Below are 18,044 nucleotides of genomic sequence, written 5' to 3' on the forward strand. Positions count from 1 at the left end.
GAAAAACTTGCAAGGTCCTAATAATTGACGGTCGCTAAGAATTTTCAAGGCTTACTGTTACACATTATTTCTTCTTATCATCATCAGTAGCTTTACTAATAGAATCTCTCATATCAGTATCAGCCATAATATTTTGGATGTTCATGTAATCCATTACACCAAGTTTCCCTGAACGTAGAGCTTCAGCCATCGCAAGTGGTACTTCCGCTTCACTTTCAACAACCTTCGCTCTCATTTCTTCTACTCTTGCCTTCATCTCTTGTTCTGTTGCTACAGCCATCGCACGGCGCTCTTCCGCTTTCGCTTGAGCAATCTTCTTATCAGCTTCTGCTTGGTCAGTTTGAAGCTCGGCACCAATATTTTTACCGATATCAATATCGGCAATATCAATCGATAGGATTTCAAATGCAGTACCAGCATCTAAGCCTTTCGCTAGAACTGTTTGCGAAATTAAATCTGGATTTTCTAATACTTTTTTATGGCTATTCGCTGAACCGATTGTCGAAACAATCCCCTCACCTACACGGGCAATTACTGTATCTTCACCAGCACCCCCAACTAAGCGGTCAATGTTAGCACGGACAGTAATACGAGCCTTTGCTTTTACTTCAATACCATCCATCGCTACACCAGCAATAAACGGTGTTTCGATGACTTTTGGGTTAACACTCATCTGCACAGCTTCTAATACGTCACGACCAGCAAGGTCAATCGCAGCCGCACGCTCAAAGCTTAAATCAATGTTTGCGCGTTGCGCTGCAATTAATGCATTAACGACACGGTCAACATTACCCCCAGCTAAGTAATGGCCTTCAAGCTGGTTAATGTTAAGTTCTAGACCTGCCTTAACAGCTTTAATTAATGGATTTACAACACGAGCAGGAATTACACGACGAAGTCTCATCCCTACTAATGTGAAAATTCCAACACGAACTCCTGCAGCTAATGCAGAAATCCAAAGCATCACTGGTACAAACGTAAATAGCACCGCAAAACCAATAATAAATAAACCTACAATAATGAGTAAAAAGATTTCTTGTGGCATTTTTTATTTCCTCCTTAATATATTAAAAATTTATCTACACTACTAAAGATACCCATAAACATTGGAACATTGCAAATGTTATCCATAAGTTAAATAAAAACTATGACTGATCTTCAACTTCACGAACTACAATTCTAGACCCTTGAGTTGCAACAATTTTAACTTTTTTCCCTTGTGAGATAAATCCACCTTCTGAGATAACTTCTAGTCGTTCATCATCAAAGATGACTGTCCCTGAAGGTCTTAACACTGTTGAAGCGTAGCCTACCTTACCTACAAGTTCTTGCCTTGTCGGATTAGATACATATCCTTGCTCTGACGTTGTTGCATACGTAAGTATCATTTTCTTTAATGGGCCTCTATAGCCAAAATACTTAAAGAAGAATACAGAAACGACAACTGTAACGACAACAGCTATTAAAATCGACAGCAAAATATTGACAGTTGAATACGAAGCTAGAACCATGCTACCAATAATTGCGACAATTCCTAGGATACCAAATATACCAAAGCCCGGGAAAAAGATTTCGACAATGATCAAAACAATACCCGCAACAAATAAAATCAACACTTCGAATCCTGCAAATCCGGCCACTAAATGACCGAAAAAGAATAAAAACAATGCTGAAAGCCCCATAATTCCTGGTATACCAAACCCCGGCGAATACAATTCTAAAACTAAACCTAAGCTCCCGATCGAAAGTAAGATCGGAATGATTACAGGATGTGTTACAAACCGAGCAATTTTTTCAGCAAAGCTCACTTCTAAATCTTTTATTACGGCATTTTCAGCTCCCAAAAATGTTAACAATTGATCACGGTCCGCTGCAATAGCTTCAGCATACCCTACTTTAATCGCATCACTTGAAGTTAAAGTTAATAGTTTGCCCTCTCCAGCTCCTAATCCTGGGAGATTAACACTAGTATCTGCCATTGCTCTCGCATAAATTGGATCTCGATCATTAAGCTTTGCAGCCTCTTCGAGTGTCGCAAGCCATGCTGACTGCATCTTGTCCTCGGCAGCATTGCCAGCACCATCAATAACTGCAGCGGAACCCATAGTCGTTCCAGGCGCCATGACAATTTGATCAGCATTTAGAGCTATGTAAGCTCCAGCTGACCAAGCTTTACCAGTGACAAATGCGGTAATCGGAACTTCGGTGTTTCGAATTAAGTAGGCAATTTCTGTAGCTGCGTCTACTAATCCCCCAGGTGTATCTATTTCAAGGACAATATGAGTTGCCCCTTCTTCTACTGCAGTATTAAGCGCACGCCTTAAAAAGGCTTCTAGGCCACGCTCGACCGCTTGTTCAACTGGAATAAAGTAAACGACTTCATTGGTCGATTGGCTGTGCACTGGTGGTTGTGACATCCAAACTACGACCCCACAAAAAATAAGTGAAAGAAAAATAAATTTTCTTATAATTGATTTAGACACTTCCATCCTCCTTTCTAAGGAAACTTTTAAATGAAAATACACTACAGTTCATATACGTTAATAGTATAGGAAAGTTCCCACATTTTTAAAAATAAATAAAAAAATTTAAAAGTTGCTTACTTTATATGAAAAGTAAAGTCAATCAAAGTAAAGATATCCAAAGCGATACTCAAGATTATCTTTTTAGCATTCGCAAAAAAACATAAAAAACGCCTTGCATAAGACAAGACGTTGTTTTATTTATGTTAAAAATTGTTGTACTAGTCGATTAACAATTGAACCATCAGCTTTACCTTTAACTTTTGGTTGAATTGCGCCCATTACCTTACCCAAATCAGCCTTAGAGGAAGCTCCAACTTCTTGAATTGTCTGTTTCACAATTTCTGCAAGCTCTTCTTCAGTTAATTGTTCTGGCATGTAAGCTTTTAAAATAACGACTTCATCTCGTACTTTTTCAGCTAAATCTTCACGATCAGCCTTTTCAAACTCATGGAGGGAATCTTTGCGTTGTTTAAGCTCGCGATTAAGAACAGTGAGTGCTTCGTCTTCTGTAAGTTCTTTCTTAAGTTTAATCGCTTCGTTTTGTAAAGCTGATTTAACCATACGAATAACAGAGAGCCTTTGCTTTTCCTTATTCTTCATCGCTTCCTTCATATCAACAGTTAAACGATCAAGAAGATTCAAATCCAACACCCTCTCTTATTAGAACTTACGCTTCCTTGCTGCCTCTGACTTTTTCTTGCGTTTTACACTAGGCTTTTCATAGTGCTTACGCTTTTTCACTTCAGCCAAAGTACCTTCTCTAGATATTGACTTTTTGAAGCGACGAAGAGCAGCGTCAATCGATTCATTTTTGCGAACACGAGTCTCTGCCATCTTTAATTTCCCTCCCTCCGAAACAACCAATGAAAACATGTTTTGCTTAGCAACTCTGTATTTAGAGCTATATACTAGTAAAAATAATCGCTATTTAACGATAGTAAAAAAACATGTCTTTAAAGATTATAATATAACGACTTTTTAAGGTCAACTTTTTTTATTGTATTTCCATAATTCGTGAAAAAACGAGTGATTATTCCCTAAATTAAAATGGTTTTACTTGAGTGAATTTCATAATCACCTTAAGTAGCTATATCAATCTAAATACGAATGGTTTCTACGCAATTACATTTAGAACTTAATAGCGAAAATAATGAATTTTGAAATTCATTTACTTTCAGAAAAAAATATTTAAGAATGTTTGTTAATTTAGTCATGCTTGTACTCTCTCGTCCATACAAATGATAGTGAGGTGAATTTCAACATGGGAGAGTTATTTTCGTTATTTGCTGTTTATATTACAATTTTTCTCTTTGGTATGACTGTAATGAGAACCGGTTTAGTAAATTTATCGGAAGATCGTTTAAAAATGACTCTTATGAAGATGACCAGTTCCCCTTTTAAGGGGATGTTAGTCGGAACACTAGTAACAGCCATATTACAAAGTAGTTCTGCCGTCATGGTTATGACAGTAGGTTTAGTTGCTGCTGGTTATTTAACCTTTAAACAATCGATTGGTGTTATTCTCGGAACAAATATTGGTACTTGTTTCACAACTGAGATTATCGCCTTTAATATTACTTCTGCCGTGTTTCCGTTATTAATACTCGGCGTCATATTATTAAACTCTAGAAAACATATTGCCTATTGTCTAGGGTGCGCTTCCTTTGGTCTTGGTTGTATTTTTGTTGCTATGCAAGGTTTAGAAAAGCTAGCTTATCCAATTGCTTCAATACCAAGTGCATATAACTTTTTACAGCTAACAAATGAACATAATTTAATTGCCATAGGAGTAGGTGCTGCACTCTCTGCTCTAATCCAATCTAGTACTGCGACAACAGCAATTGCAATGGGGTTTATGAATGATCAAGTTTTAGCTTTACCAGCTGGAATTGGGATTATCTTAGGTGCAAACATTGGAACTTGTTTAACTGCATTCTTAGCAAGTGTTGGCGCTAGTAGACCAGCTAAACTTGTTGCTTTTGCTCACATTTGGCTTAACATAATTGGAGTATTAGTATTTTTCCCATTTATCGGTTGGTTAGGATCCGTTTCCGCTAGCCTAACAACCCTTCCAAATTTACAATTAGCGCATGCTGGGACCATATTTAACATAATCTCTTCACTTGCAGTCCTACCATTTGTAGCAATATTTTCAAAGTTTATAACTAGTTTACATGGAAGACCGGCTTAATTTATGACGAGTTATCCAAGGATCACCAAACACCATAGCGATAAGATGATTATCAAAAAAAACTCCTAGCAAGAATTCCTGCTAGGAGTTAGAATTAATTATTTACTACTTTTTCATGTATTTCATCTTCAATAACACGAACGAATTCGCCTACATTGACAGGATAGCCAGCTTGAGCAATTTTCACTTTTACTAACTTACCAATCATATCCTCAGTAGCGAAAAATTTAACCTTTAGATAGTTATCTGTGTAACCAATAAAAAAGCCATTTCCCTGGTCATCACGATCCTCAGGAATTACATCTAGAACTTCTCCTTCAAATTGCGAGGCATATTCTTTTGCAAGTTGATTTGAAAGTTCAATCAGCTTATGAACTCTTAACGTTTTTACCTCTTCATCGACTTGATCTTCCATTCTAGCAGCAGGTGTACCAGTACGCTTCGAATATGGGAACACATGTAATTCTGAAAATTTATGTTTAGCAATGAAGTCGAACGTTTCTTGGTATTCTTCGTCTGTCTCCCCTGGGAAGCCAACAATAACATCACTTGTTACAGCTAGTCCTGGTAATGCTTCTTTTAAGCGTTCTAGTCGCTCAGCAAAGTAGACCATCGTATATTTACGACGCATTCTCTTTAAAACCGTATCAGACCCTGATTGCAGCGGAATATGCAAGTGACGAACAATTTTTTCGGAGTCGTTTATTACTTCAATAACTTCATCTGATATTTGACTAGCTTCAATCGAGGAAATCCGAATTCGTTTCAGCCCTGGTACGTTTTCTAATTCTCTTAACAGACTTGCAAAGCTATAATTTTTCATGTCCTCACCATACCCACCAGTATGAATTCCTGTAAGGACGATTTCTTTATAGCCAGCTGCTACAAGTTGATTTGCTTGTTTAATAACTTCTACAGGGTCGCGAGAGCGCATGAGGCCCCTTGCCCAAGGAATAATACAGAAAGTACAGAAGTTGTTGCAGCCTTCTTGAATTTTTAGCGAAGCACGAGTCCGATCTGTAAAAGTGGGTACATCTAGTTCTTCATAAATTCGAGTCTTCATGATATTTCCGACAGCATTAATAGGTTTTCGCTCAACATTATATTGTTCGATGTATTCAAGCATTTTGGTACGATCTTGAGTACCTACAACGATATCAACACCTGGAATATCCAATATTTCAGCAGGAGACGTTTGTGCATAACAGCCCGTAACACAAATTACTGCATCAGGGTTACGTCTAATCGCCCTGCGGATTATTTGTCTACTTTTCTTGTCACCTGTATTTGTTACAGTACATGTATTAATTACATAAACATCGGCTATCGTTTCAAATTCTTTCTTTTCATAGCCGTTTTGTTGGAATAATTGCCAAATTGCTTCTGTTTCATAGTGGTTAACTTTACATCCTAATGTATGAAATGCAACCGACGGCATACTCATCACCTCAACATCTCAAAATGATATGATACTGCCCCTAAAAAATATAAAGGCGCAGTCTCAGTTCGTAAAATTCTTGGTCCAAAGGCACAGGAAATAAAGCCTTCCTGCTCTAAGGCGAATACTTCTTCTTGCGTTAAGCCACCTTCAGGGCCAACTACTACTAAGATAGACTCCCCAATCTTCGCCTCTCCCAGAGTCTTAGCTAGCAGTTTCATCTCACCAAGCTTTGCTTGTTCTTCAAAGGCAACAATTTTAATATCATAGTTCTCACTTTCTTTCACTAAATGCTTGAAAGATAAGCTATTTGATACTTTAGGGATCATATTGCGGTACGATTGTTCCGCAGCCTCTTTCGCAATTTTAGCGAGGCGCTCAATTTTCTTTTCCGCTTTTTTATCGTCCCATTTTACGATCGAACGAGTTGCCTGAAAAGGAATAAATGCATATGCTCCAAGCTCTGTTCCTTTTTGGACAATTAACTCTAGTTTATCACCTTTTGGAAGGCCTTGCGCAACTGTAACTTTTACCGGTAGTTCCGTATACTCTGACAATAATGTAATAACCTTCCCGCTAACTTCATCATTTGCTATATGAACAATTTCGCATTTGGCAATCATTCCGTCCTCATTGATACAAATAAGTTGGTCGCCTTGCGACATTCTCATTACTTTACTAATATGTTTTACGTCTTCGCCAGTAATCGAAAAATTGAGTTCAGTTAGCTGATTGTTAGCTACGAAGTACCTTTGCACAAATGCCACCACCAAAAGTAAAATTTTTTATTATATCAATAATTTTTGCCGTCATGAGCTAGTTTGAGCATTCACACATTGGGTTAGACAAATGCTACGTTGCCGCAGATGCTCTTTATACCTCTAGCATTCTATAATAGCTATTTATTATTACGGGCAATAAAGGCTACCCAATCTTCCATTTCAAGTGTTTCTTCAATGATAAATCCATGATCCAGTAAAGAGCTCCGAACTTCTTCCTTCTTAGCTCTAATAATTCCAGAAGTTATAAATGTCCCACCATTTTTTAATGCGTTTCTTGCCTGATCAACAAACCTTACAATTACTTCTGCTAGTATATTAGCAACAACAAGATCTACTTCTCCAGTAATTTGCTCTAACAAATTATTTTGCTTTACTGTAACAACTTCCTGAACTTTATTCAGCTTCACATTTATAGTCGCACTTTGAACTGCGACCGCATCTAAATCAAGTGCTAATACTTTCTCTGCACCTAGCTTTGCTGCTGCAATACTTAATACACCAGTTCCAGTGCCTACATCAATTACGTGATCTTTGGCTTTTATCCTCTTTTCGATCGCTTGAATACAGAGTACTGTTGTTGGATGGGTCCCCGTCCCAAATGCCATCCCAGGATCAAGTTCAATAATACATTCATCATCACTCTTAGGAAGATATTCTTCCCAAGTTGGGGTAATTGTAATATATTGAGATACTTTAACTGGCTTATAGTACTTTTTCCAAGCCGTTGCCCATTCTTCTTCATTAACTTCACTAATTTTAACGGTGTTATGACCAATATCAATTCCATAAATGAGCAAACCGTTGATGGCATCTTTGATGCCTTCAACAGTTTCCCCTAAAAAGCTATTCACTTGAAGGTATGCTTTAATAATTACACCTTCTTCGGGATAATCATTAGGAGAGAGGTGGTAAATTTCTCCGAAATGATCTTCCCGATCCTTCACAAGGTCTTGGGGATCTTCAATAACTACCCCACTTGCCCCTGCTTCATGCAAGATGTTACAAACAGGTTCAACCGCCTCTTGCGTTGTATGAATACTAAATTCTGACCATTTCATCGATTACCACTCCACCTTTTAAAATATCCATTACAAAAAAATTATTTAGTCATTAAAGCTCTTAAATGCTCGCTTCACCTTCGAGAAGAAGTTTTCACTTTGTTCATCTTGCGCTTGATTTCCTGCTAAATCTCCGAATTCCTTTAATAATTCTTTTTGTCTGTCAGTAAGGTTTTTAGGCGTAATCACACGAACCTTTATATGTTGATCCCCTTGACCATACCCTCTTACATTTGGAGCACCTTTACCTCTTAGTCTAAAATTTGTTCCAGTTTGTGTTCCAGCAGGTACCTTTAATTTAATTTTCCCTTGAAGGGTTGGAACTTCTATTTCATCACCTAACGTTGCCTGAACAAAGGTAATCGGCATTTCGCAATAGATATCATCACCATCACGTTCAAAAAATTCATGTGGTTTCACATTAAAGACAACATACAGATCGCCTGGTGGTCCACCATTTACGCCTGCTTCACCTTGTCCAGATAAGCGAATTTGCTGTCCACTATCAATTCCAGCTGGGATTTTAACGTGAATTTTTTTACGTTTACGGACTTTCCCTTTGCCACCACACGTTTTACATTTGTCTTTAATAAATTTCCCTGTGCCATCACAATGATTACAAACTCGTCTATTTACTACACGACCAAAAGGTGTGTTTTGCTCAACATTTAATTGCCCTGAGCCGTTACAGTGCGAACAAGTTTCTGGCTTCGTTCCAGGTTTTGCACCACTACCATAACACGTTTCACACGTTTCTTCCCGAGGGATTTCGATGTCTGTTTCTTTTCCAAAGACAGCTTCTTTAAACTCTAGTGTCATCGTATACTGTAAGTCTGCCCCTTGTCTTGGTGCATTAGGATTTCTCCTTGAACCACCACCGCCACCAAAGAACATATCGAAAATATCACCAAATCCACCAAAGTCACCACCGCCACCGAAACCTTGATTAGGATCGGTATGACCAAACTGATCGTAATGAGCTTTCTTTTGCGGATCACCTAACGTGTCATAGGCTTCTTTTACTTCTTTAAATTTTGTTTCAGCATCCGCTTCTTTATTTACATCTGGATGGTATTTGCGAGCTAATTTTCGATAGGCTTTTTTTACTTCATCTACAGATGCGTTTTTGTCTACACCTAACACATCATAAAAATCTCGTTTACTCATTGAACCCACTCCCGAATTTATTACATAACGAATATCTTAACACTATCCCTAAAAAATGTGAAGTGAATTGGGATTGGTGTCCTTATTTTTTAGTAAAAAAACAGTTACATCGTATTCTAACGATACCAAGGTAATGATTGTCAAATCATTTAACATGTTATTCTCTTAATGTGGAAAAAAGTCAAAGCCTATATAGCGTGACTTTGACTTTTCCTAATAGGCAATTGCCTTATTTCTTTTCTTCTTTCACTTCTTCATATTCAGCATCAACTACATTGTCGTCACCGTTAGCTTGCTCGCCTTGGGTACCTTCTGCACCTTGAGCTGCCTGTGCTGCTTGAGCTGCTTGTTCATAAAGCTTTACAGATAACGCTTGAACTAATTCTTGTAGCTCATCTTTTGCTGTTTTAATTGCTTCAATATCTGTACCCGTTAAAGCAGTTTTCACCTTTTCTTTTGCCTCATTAGCCTTGGCTACTTCAGCTTCGTCAACTTTTCCTTCAAGATCTTTTAACGTTTTTTCAGTTGTAAATACTAAATGATCAGCTTCGTTACGAAGATCTACCTCTTCACGACGCGCCTTATCTGCTTCAGCGTTTGCTTCAGCATCTTTTACCATTTTTTCAATTTCATCGTCAGTTAAACCTGAAGAAGACGTAATTGTAATTGATTGTTCTTTATTTGTACCAAGATCTTTTGCTTTTACATTTACAATTCCGTTTGCATCAATGTCAAATGTAACTTCAATTTGTGGAATTCCACGCGGTGCCGGTGGAATATCTGATAATTGGAATCTTCCTAACGTTTTGTTATCAGCTGCCATTTGGCGCTCACCTTGAAGTACATGAATATCTACAGACGGTTGGTTGTCACTAGCTGTTGAGAATACTTGTGACTTACTTGTTGGTATTGTAGTATTACGGTCGATTAACTTCGTAAACACGCCACCCATTGTTTCAATTCCAAGTGATAGTGGAGTAACATCTAGTAGTACAACGTCCTTAACTTCACCAGTTAATACTCCAGCTTGAACTGCTGCACCTAGGGCAACTACCTCATCCGGGTTAACTCCTTTATGAGGATCTTTTCCAGTTAACTTCTTAATCGCTTCTTGAACAGCTGGAATACGAGTTGATCCACCTACAAGGACTACTTTATCAATGTCACTTGGTGTCATGCCGGCATCTTGTAGCGCTTGGCGAGTAGGTCCCATTGTACGCTCCACAAGAGGGCTAGAAATCTCTTCAAATTTCGCACGCGACATAGTTACTTCTAAATGTTTTGGACCGCTAGCATCAGCAGTAATAAACGGTAAAGAAATCTGTGTAGAAGTTACTCCAGATAAATCTTTCTTCGCTTTTTCTGCAGCATCTTTTAAACGCTGTAGTGCCATTTTATCTTTTGAAAGGTCAATTGAATTTTCCTTTTTAAATTCTGCTACTAAATAATCAATAATGACTTGGTCAAAATCATCTCCACCAAGTTTATTGTCACCAGATGTTGCCTTTACTTCGAAGAACCCTTCTCCTAATTCAAGGATTGATACGTCAAATGTACCACCACCTAAATCATAAACAAGGATCGTTTGATCTTCTTGCTTTTCAAGACCATATGCTAAGGCTGCAGCAGTTGGCTCGTTAACGATACGCTCAACTTCTAATCCAGCAATCTTACCAGCATCTTTCGTAGCTTGACGTTGTGAATCGTTAAAGTAAGCTGGCACTGTAATTACTGCCTTTGTTACTTTCTCTCCTAAATAAGCTTCTGCATCTTCTTTTAACTTTTGTAGGATAATTGCTGAAATTTCTTGTGGTGTATATTGCTTACCTTCTACTTCCACTTTATAATCAGTTCCAATATGTCGTTTAATAGATTGAATAGTATTTGGGTTTGTGATTGCTTGACGCTTGGCAACCTCACCAACTAGACGCTCACCATTTTTAAAAGCAACAACAGATGGAGTTGTTCTATTTCCTTCTGGATTAGGAATTACTGTTGCTTCTCCACCTTCCATAACAGCAACACAAGAGTTTGTTGTACCTAAATCTATACCAATAACTTTACTCATTTTCTATTCCTCCTAAAAAATATGTAATTACAATAATTATTGACTAACTTTAACCATTGAAGGTCGAATGACACGGTCCTTCAGCTGGTATCCTTTTTGAAGTTCTTCTACAACTTGGTTTGCTTCATATTCATCACTTTCGACTTGCATTACTGCTTGATGATAGTGAGGGTCAAAGCTTTGACCTACTGCATTGATAACTTCTAAACCTTCGTTTTTTAATGCCTCAGTTAATTGGCGATATACCATTTCCATTCCTTGTAATAAACTGCGTGCATCATCATTCTCAACCTTAATTCCTAAAGCACGATCAAAGTTATCAATTGCAGGTATTAAACCCTCAATAAGACTTTGCGCTCTATATTTAGCTGCCGCTTCCATTTCTTGCCTAGTTCTGCGACGAAAATTATCATAATCAGCCTGTGTACGAAGTAACCTGCTATTTAACTCGGCAACTTCATTCTGAAGAGCTTGAATTTGTTTTTCTTCTTCTGTTAAGAGTACCTCTACTTCTTCCTCATCTAGTTGCTCTTTGCTTTCAACATGTTCTACTTCTTCTTGAACTACTGTTTCTTCTTCTTTTGTTTGTTGTTTTGCATGATCCAACTAATTCACCTCCCTAACAAATTAACTACTATATGAAAATCTTCCTCGATCATCAAAAGTCCATTGATAATCGAGGGGAAATTAGCAAACAATTGTTTGTTGTTAAAAAATTTCACTCTTTGTCAATATTGCCATTACTTATTTCTTTGATACAAATTCGTTAATGTATGTGTCATCCCTTTAGAAAGATAATCTAACACACTAATGACACGGCGATATTCCATACGAGTTGGTCCAAGAATTCCAATCGTACCTAAATGCTTCCCATCTACCGTGTACGTAGCAGTAATGACACTACAATGATCAATAGCCTCAAGATTATTTTCTTGACCAATTTTCACAGTAATCCCAGTATTTTCGGAGCGGAAAATTTGATGAATTAATTTTTTCTCCTCGAACATCTCTAACAGTTGTCTAACTTTTTCTACATCACGAAACTCTGGTTGAGAAAAAATATTTGTTTTTCCGCCGAAAAAAACTTTATCATTTTTTTCTTGCTTAAATGATTGATCGAACATTTTCATCATATCTTTATAGTTAGCAATATGCATTTTCAGCACATCTCCAACTTCAGAGAAAATCTTACTCCTTAGTTCAAGCATTGAAACACCTCTAAGGCGATCATTTAAAATATTGACCATCATTTCAATATCAGCTAACTTCATTCCTTCTGGAATTGTTATTGCTTGTTTTTCGACATGACCAGTATCTGTGACGATAATGGCAACTGCTGAATCTTGAGTAAGTGGAATAATCTGCAAATGTTGTAAAGCTGTTTCAAATACTTCTGGTCCTAAAACAATCGATGTATAGCTCGTTAAATTTGATAAAATTTGAGCCGATTGTTCAATTACTTGCTCTACTTGATGAATTTTTTGAACAAATAATGATTTAATATCGATGATGTCGGACTTTTCTTCAATTTCTTCTGGTGATAACAAATTATCTACATAATAACGGTACCCTTTTTGTGAAGGAATCCTCCCTGCAGAGCTATGTGGCTTCTCAAGGTATCCAAGTTCCTCTAAGTCTGCCATTTCATTTCGAATCGTAGCAGGACTATACGAAATATCTTCTCTCTTAGACACACTTCTAGAACCAACTGGTTCTGCAGAACGAATGTAATCATCAACAATGGCTTTTAATATTAGTAATTGTCGTTCTGTTAACATCATTTATCACCTCTGTTAGCACTCTTGAGTGTCGAGTGCTAATTGCTCAATAATAAATTACCAAAAATCTATATTCGTTGTCAACGGTAATGAAAAGAAGTTTATAAAAAGCTTCGTTAATTTAACTAAATAGAAATTTTTCAAACACTTCGTTTGCCACAAATAAACCCTTTCTTGTTAACGAAATGTGACCAGCTACCTCTTGTAATAAACCTTGTTCTTTAAGGAGTTGAATTTCTTCACCGAAAATATCGTTAGGCGTTTTCTTGAAGCGTTCCTTAAATTTGGTAATAGAAACACCGTCAATTTTCCGCAACCCTAAAAACATTTCCTCCTCTATCTTTTCATTATTAGTTACCACATGGCGTTCAATAATCGAACTCCCATTCGAATTTACTAGAGAGATATATTTTTTTATCGGTCCAGCATTTGCGTGACGTATTCCGTTAACATAGCCGTGAGCACCTGCGCCGATGCCATAGTATTCTTCGTTATTCCAGTAGGTTAAATTATGTTGACTCTCAAAACCAATCTTTCCAAAATTACTAATTTCATAATGATTATAGCCCTGACTAATCAGCTTATTCATCAACATATCATACATTGTAACCTCCTCATCTTCAGAAGGTAATTGTAGTTTTCCCTTTCGGAATAATTGATGAAAAATTGTTCTCTCTTCTACTTTTAGTGAATATGCAGAGAAATGTGGCACTTCCAATTCAACAGCTTTTGTTAAAGTTTCAGCAAACATTTCGATTGTTTGCGCAGGTAAACCAAACATTAAATCAATTGAAATATTATCAAGACCAAATTTCCTTGCTTTAGCAATTGTTTCGTAAATGTCTTTCTCTTTATGGTTTCTCCCAATCTTCTGTAGAAGTTCTTCTTGAAACACTTGAACACCAATACTTAGTCTGTTAATCCCTGCAGCTTTCATCACATCTAATTTTTCATCTTCAATATTTCCAGGGTTTACTTCAATTGTAAATTCACCCTTTGGTTTAAAGATGTGATTAATCGTCCCTAAAAGTTTCTCTAATTGTCTAGCTGACAATGCTGACGGAGTTCCGCCACCTATATAGACAGTATCTATTTCTTCAAAAGGAAACTCGGCAACTGCTGCTTTCATTTCCTGTTCGCATGCCGCAACATACTCATCTACAGGCTGACCTTTTAAAAACACCTTATTAAAATCACAATAATGACAAATCTGCTCACAAAAAGGAATATGAACGTAAACTGCTTTCGGCATAAACACACCTCTTCTTTTCATATAGAATGAAAAATTTATTTTAAGTTTGCTCGGAAGCATTCTCACTCAAAAATTCAATATAACATCCTAAATTCTTCATTGCACTTAGTATGCGTAGAAAAACCGTAGAATTTTTTATCTACGGTTCTTGGTTTTGTGTATTATTTACTATCATCCATTTTAAGTACTGCCATAAATGCCTCTTGTGGTACTTCAACACTTCCTACACTCTTCATACGTTTTTTTCCTTCTTTTTGCTTATCAAGAAGTTTTCGTTTACGGGAAATATCTCCACCATAACATTTTGCAAGTACATTTTTACGAATAGCTTTAATTGTTGAACGGGCGATGATTTTTTGGCCAATACTTGCTTGAACTGGCACTTCGAACTGTTGACGCGGAATTAATTCCTTAAGCTTTTCAACAATTACTTTTCCACGTTCATAAGCTGCATCACGGTGAACAATAACAGACAATGCATCTACTTTTTCAGCATTTAATAGAATATCCATTTTCACTAAGTTAGACTGCTTGTAGCCGATAAGTTCATAATCAAAAGACGCGTATCCTTTTGTACTTGATTTTAATTGGTCAAAGAAATCATAAACAATTTCTGATAATGGAATATCGTACGCTAAAGTAACTCGATTAGCATCTAAGTATTTCATATCAAGATAATTACCACGCTTACGTTGACAAATTTCCATAACTGAACCAACATAATCATTTGGAACCATAATAGACGCTTTCACATAAGGCTCTTCGACAAAATCAATCGTTTGTGGGTCAGGCATTTTTGAAGGATTGTCAATTCGTAACTCTTCACCACTCGTTAAGGTTACTTGATAAATAACACTTGGCGCAGTCGTAATTAAATCGATGTTAAACTCTCGCTCAATTCGTTCTTGAATAATTTCCATGTGCAAAAGTCCTAGAAATCCACAACGGAAACCAAAACCTAACGCTTGAGACGTTTCAGGCTCATACTGCAAGGAAGCATCATTTAATTCAAGTTTCTCAAGAGCATCTCTTAAGTCATTATAATCATTTGTATCTAACGGATAAAGTCCACAGAATACCATTGGATTCATTTTACGATAACCAGCTAATTGTTCTTTAGCAGGATTATTCACACTTGTTATTGTATCCCCGACACGAGTATCCCCAACATTTTTAATGGATGCTGTTAAGAAACCTACATCACCGACTGTCAGCTCGTCCCTCTTTACCGGTTTAGGTGTAAATACACCTGCTTCAATTACTTCAAATTCGGCACCTGTTGCCATCATCCGAATTTTTTGGCCAGGCTTTACAGTACCTTCGACAATTCGAATATATACTACTACACCACGGTAAGGGTCATATAAAGAATCAAAAATTAGTGCCTTTAAAGGCGCTTCCGGATCGCCAGATGGTGCCGGTACCTTTTTTACGACTTGTTCTAAGATTTCTTCGATCCCAATACCGTTTTTTGCTGAAGCTAAGACTGCATCAGAAGTGTCTAAGCCGATAATATCTTCTACCTCTTGCTTTACTCGCTCAGGTTCGGCACTAGGTAAATCGATTTTATTAATAACAGGTAGAATTTCTAAATCATTATCAAGAGCTAAATACACGTTAGCAAGAGTTTGAGCTTCGATCCCTTGCGCAGCATCGACAATAAGTAAAGCTCCTTCACAGGCAGCTAAACTACGTGACACTTCATACGTAAAGTCAACGTGACCAGGAGTATCAATTAGATGAAAAATATACTCTTCGCCATCTTTCGCTTTATAAGTTAACTGAACGGCATTTAATTTAATCGTAATGCCCCGTTCTCTTTCTAAATCCATTGCATCTAGCATTTGGTCTTTCATTTCACGTTGTGTTAATGCGCTTGTTTTTTCTAAAATGCGGTCCGCCAACGTTGATTTCCCATGATCTATATGAGCAATAATCGAAAAATTACGGATTTTCTCTCTTCGTTTTAATCGTTCTTCTTTATTCATGATTTCATCACTCCTACAAAAATCGCCAATGCACTAGGATAAATTATACCAATTGCAAGATATTGTTTCAATCTATTTTAGTTTACAATGCATTTGTGAATGTTCGGCTTTAGGGTTTAAAAGCTTTTCTACGTTGGTTCACGCTCATGCTTACGTACTAAAAAGACTGCCATAAGCAGTCTTTTACGTTAAAGCATTCCCTATTGTCGTTGTAATCTTTGTCAACATTTTTGAAAACACGATATTTAATCCCTCTGAAAGTTTCGCACCCATTTGCGAAAACAGGTTAAATGTTTCGATTTGTTCTAATTTTGCTTGTTTACCTTCTAAATCATGGCTCGTTAATTCCTTTTCTTCTTCACCCTTGGTGTAAACGGCTTGACCTTGAACAGTTTCTTCTGTTTTTACTATATTTGCTGTTGAATATTTGCTTTCTCCGGTCATTTTAACCATACTATTACTAGCAACTTGGATCCCAATAAGAACACCTAAAAACAGTACTGTCGTTGTAAAAAAACACTTTAAAAGAAATTTTGTCATCCGTTTACACCTCCACTGCTAATTAATCTTTATTTACTTTCTGCGCACCCCAGTAGAACTCACTAAACACTTCGGCGAATGCTTCAGCTGAACGGTATGCTTCTTCAAGAGTATTCTCAATTCCGCCGAATTCAACTAAGATTGAGTTTGGTGATAAATCTTGGTTATAGCGGCCATTTGAGCCTGAGCCACCTTTTGCAATTACCCCTCTACTTAAGCCAGGATATTTCTTTTCTAACATCGCATGCAGATCAGCTGCCAATTTAGCATTTTTCTCGAAATTCTTATTATTTTCACCAACCACAAAGAAAGTTCGAGCATACTCTACGCCATTTATTTTTACTGTAGTTGCATTTCTTCCAACACCATCACGGTGTAAGTCAAAGAAAAACTGTAAGTCATCATTGTTACTAATTGCTTCTTTAACAATTTCACGAGATGCGTCGTAAGATTGATGGTATACCCAGTTACGCTCACTGAGCATCGCCCCAATATCACTTTTATCTACTTCAACCCCAATTCCACGTTTTTCTAGTTCACGGCCTAAGCGTTCTCCTACAAGTGTAATATTTACATTTGGATGGAATGCTTGATTTGGTGTGTTCGTATCTTTTAACTCCGGTAAAAATGATTCGCGACTGTGGGAGTGGATAATGTGAACTACTTTCCTACCATCAGTTGAAACTTCTGGTGCTGAAAACTCTTCTTGCTGCTTCGCTAATTTTTCTAAGCTTTCTTGAGAAGCTTCTCGCTCTGCCATCATCACTTCCATAGGTGGAGCCGATTCATTTGGCATAGTAGTGTAGTCTGTTCCTTCACCAGCAACTATTATTTTTCCATCAAATAAAGCAAAGCCGGGTAATTCTCTCCCTAATAAGCTTCTGGGGTCCTCTGGATTTAAACTAGTTGCCAATTCAAAAGCGAGTGATGATATTTTCGGCGGCTCGCTTCCTTCTGGTAAAACTTGAGTAAAGTATGGGTTTTCAGTACCCATCATATACAATAATGCATCACTTGATACATACGAACTCCATGCATGTACAGTTGATGATGATATTCCATATCCAGGTTCAAAAGCAGTAAGCATTCCGGTAATAATAAATAAGGCCATTACCCCAACAATTACGAGGATTGCTATCCGCTTAAAACTTGTCCTATTTAACGAGATTGTAAAGCTCTTAAAATTTCTAGAAGACATGATCTCACCCTTTCAAGCTTGTCTACATCATGTATATGACGAAGCATGAAAGGATAGAA

Annotated in this window: 16 protein-coding genes; 1 reads left to right on the top strand and 15 read right to left on the bottom strand. The window is 37.2% G+C overall.

Annotated elements, in window-relative coordinates; all coding sequences use genetic code 11:
- Positions 1–64: 64 nt before the first annotated feature.
- The 4 genes from floA to rpsU all read right to left on the bottom strand — a co-directional run bounded on the left by floA (position 65) and on the right by rpsU (position 3,359).
- The gene (floA, locus tag ACK4M9_RS10820; protein ID WP_409850257.1) at positions 65–1,045 is read right to left on the bottom strand and encodes a flotillin-like protein FloA; all 981 of its coding nucleotides are present in this window, start codon (positions 1,043–1,045) and stop codon (positions 65–67) included.
- Positions 1,046–1,145: 100 nt separating this feature from the next.
- Positions 1,146–2,489, bottom strand: coding sequence for an NfeD family protein (locus ACK4M9_RS10825; RefSeq protein ID WP_409850259.1), 1,344 nt, complete (start codon positions 2,487–2,489; stop codon positions 1,146–1,148).
- A gap of 234 nt (positions 2,490–2,723) precedes the next feature.
- The gene (locus ACK4M9_RS10830; protein WP_409850261.1) at positions 2,724–3,167 is read right to left on the bottom strand and encodes a GatB/YqeY domain-containing protein; all 444 of its coding nucleotides are present in this window, start codon (positions 3,165–3,167) and stop codon (positions 2,724–2,726) included.
- 18 nt (positions 3,168–3,185) lie between these two features.
- Complete coding sequence (rpsU, locus tag ACK4M9_RS10835; RefSeq protein ID WP_071317389.1) at positions 3,186–3,359, bottom strand: 30S ribosomal protein S21; 174 nt, start codon at positions 3,357–3,359, stop codon at positions 3,186–3,188.
- A gap of 427 nt (positions 3,360–3,786) precedes the next feature.
- Between rpsU and ACK4M9_RS10840 the strand changes: the two genes are divergently transcribed.
- Positions 3,787–4,716 (top strand): Na/Pi symporter, encoded by a 930-nt coding sequence (locus tag ACK4M9_RS10840; RefSeq protein WP_409850263.1) that lies wholly within the window; start codon positions 3,787–3,789, stop codon positions 4,714–4,716.
- Between the two features lie 94 nt (positions 4,717–4,810).
- Here ACK4M9_RS10840 and mtaB read toward each other — a convergent pair whose 3' ends face one another.
- The 11 genes from mtaB to spoIIP form a co-directional block, all read right to left on the bottom strand.
- Positions 4,811–6,154: a tRNA (N(6)-L-threonylcarbamoyladenosine(37)-C(2))-methylthiotransferase MtaB gene (mtaB, locus tag ACK4M9_RS10845; protein ID WP_409850396.1), complete on the bottom strand. Its 1,344-nt coding sequence runs from the start codon at positions 6,152–6,154 to the stop codon at positions 4,811–4,813.
- A gap of 5 nt (positions 6,155–6,159) precedes the next feature.
- Positions 6,160–6,912: a 16S rRNA (uracil(1498)-N(3))-methyltransferase gene (locus tag ACK4M9_RS10850; RefSeq protein WP_409850265.1), complete on the bottom strand. Its 753-nt coding sequence runs from the start codon at positions 6,910–6,912 to the stop codon at positions 6,160–6,162.
- Positions 6,913–7,052: 140 nt separating this feature from the next.
- Positions 7,053–7,994 (bottom strand): 50S ribosomal protein L11 methyltransferase, encoded by a 942-nt coding sequence (gene prmA / locus ACK4M9_RS10855; RefSeq protein WP_409850267.1) that lies wholly within the window; start codon positions 7,992–7,994, stop codon positions 7,053–7,055.
- 45 nt (positions 7,995–8,039) lie between these two features.
- The gene (gene dnaJ / locus ACK4M9_RS10860) at positions 8,040–9,161 is read right to left on the bottom strand and encodes a molecular chaperone DnaJ (RefSeq protein ID WP_409850269.1); all 1,122 of its coding nucleotides are present in this window, start codon (positions 9,159–9,161) and stop codon (positions 8,040–8,042) included.
- 229 nt (positions 9,162–9,390) lie between these two features.
- Positions 9,391–11,229, bottom strand: a complete 1,839-nt coding sequence (gene dnaK, locus ACK4M9_RS10865; RefSeq protein ID WP_409850271.1) for a molecular chaperone DnaK — start codon at positions 11,227–11,229, stop codon at positions 9,391–9,393.
- 36 nt (positions 11,230–11,265) lie between these two features.
- Positions 11,266–11,835, bottom strand: a complete 570-nt coding sequence (grpE, locus tag ACK4M9_RS10870) for a nucleotide exchange factor GrpE (protein ID WP_409850273.1) — start codon at positions 11,833–11,835, stop codon at positions 11,266–11,268.
- 134 nt (positions 11,836–11,969) lie between these two features.
- Positions 11,970–13,007, bottom strand: a complete 1,038-nt coding sequence (hrcA, locus tag ACK4M9_RS10875; RefSeq protein ID WP_409850398.1) for a heat-inducible transcriptional repressor HrcA — start codon at positions 13,005–13,007, stop codon at positions 11,970–11,972.
- 121 nt (positions 13,008–13,128) lie between these two features.
- Positions 13,129–14,259, bottom strand: a complete 1,131-nt coding sequence (hemW, locus tag ACK4M9_RS10880; protein ID WP_409850275.1) for a radical SAM family heme chaperone HemW — start codon at positions 14,257–14,259, stop codon at positions 13,129–13,131.
- A gap of 161 nt (positions 14,260–14,420) precedes the next feature.
- The gene (lepA, locus tag ACK4M9_RS10885; RefSeq protein WP_409850400.1) at positions 14,421–16,250 is read right to left on the bottom strand and encodes a translation elongation factor 4; all 1,830 of its coding nucleotides are present in this window, start codon (positions 16,248–16,250) and stop codon (positions 14,421–14,423) included.
- A 180-nt stretch (positions 16,251–16,430) separates the two neighbouring features.
- A complete protein-coding gene (locus ACK4M9_RS10890; protein ID WP_409850277.1) occupies positions 16,431–16,787 on the bottom strand; it encodes a DUF3679 domain-containing protein in 357 nt (118 codons plus the stop codon).
- Positions 16,788–16,809: 22 nt separating this feature from the next.
- Entirely contained in the window at positions 16,810–17,985 is a 1,176-nt protein-coding gene (gene spoIIP, locus ACK4M9_RS10895) for a stage II sporulation protein P (protein WP_409850279.1), read from the bottom strand.
- Between the last annotated feature and the right edge of the window lie 59 nt (positions 17,986–18,044).

The sequence above is a fragment of the Anaerobacillus sp. genome, from assembly GCF_046314235.1.
In the GTDB taxonomy this organism is placed as follows: domain Bacteria; phylum Bacillota; class Bacilli; order Bacillales; family Anaerobacillaceae; genus Anaerobacillus.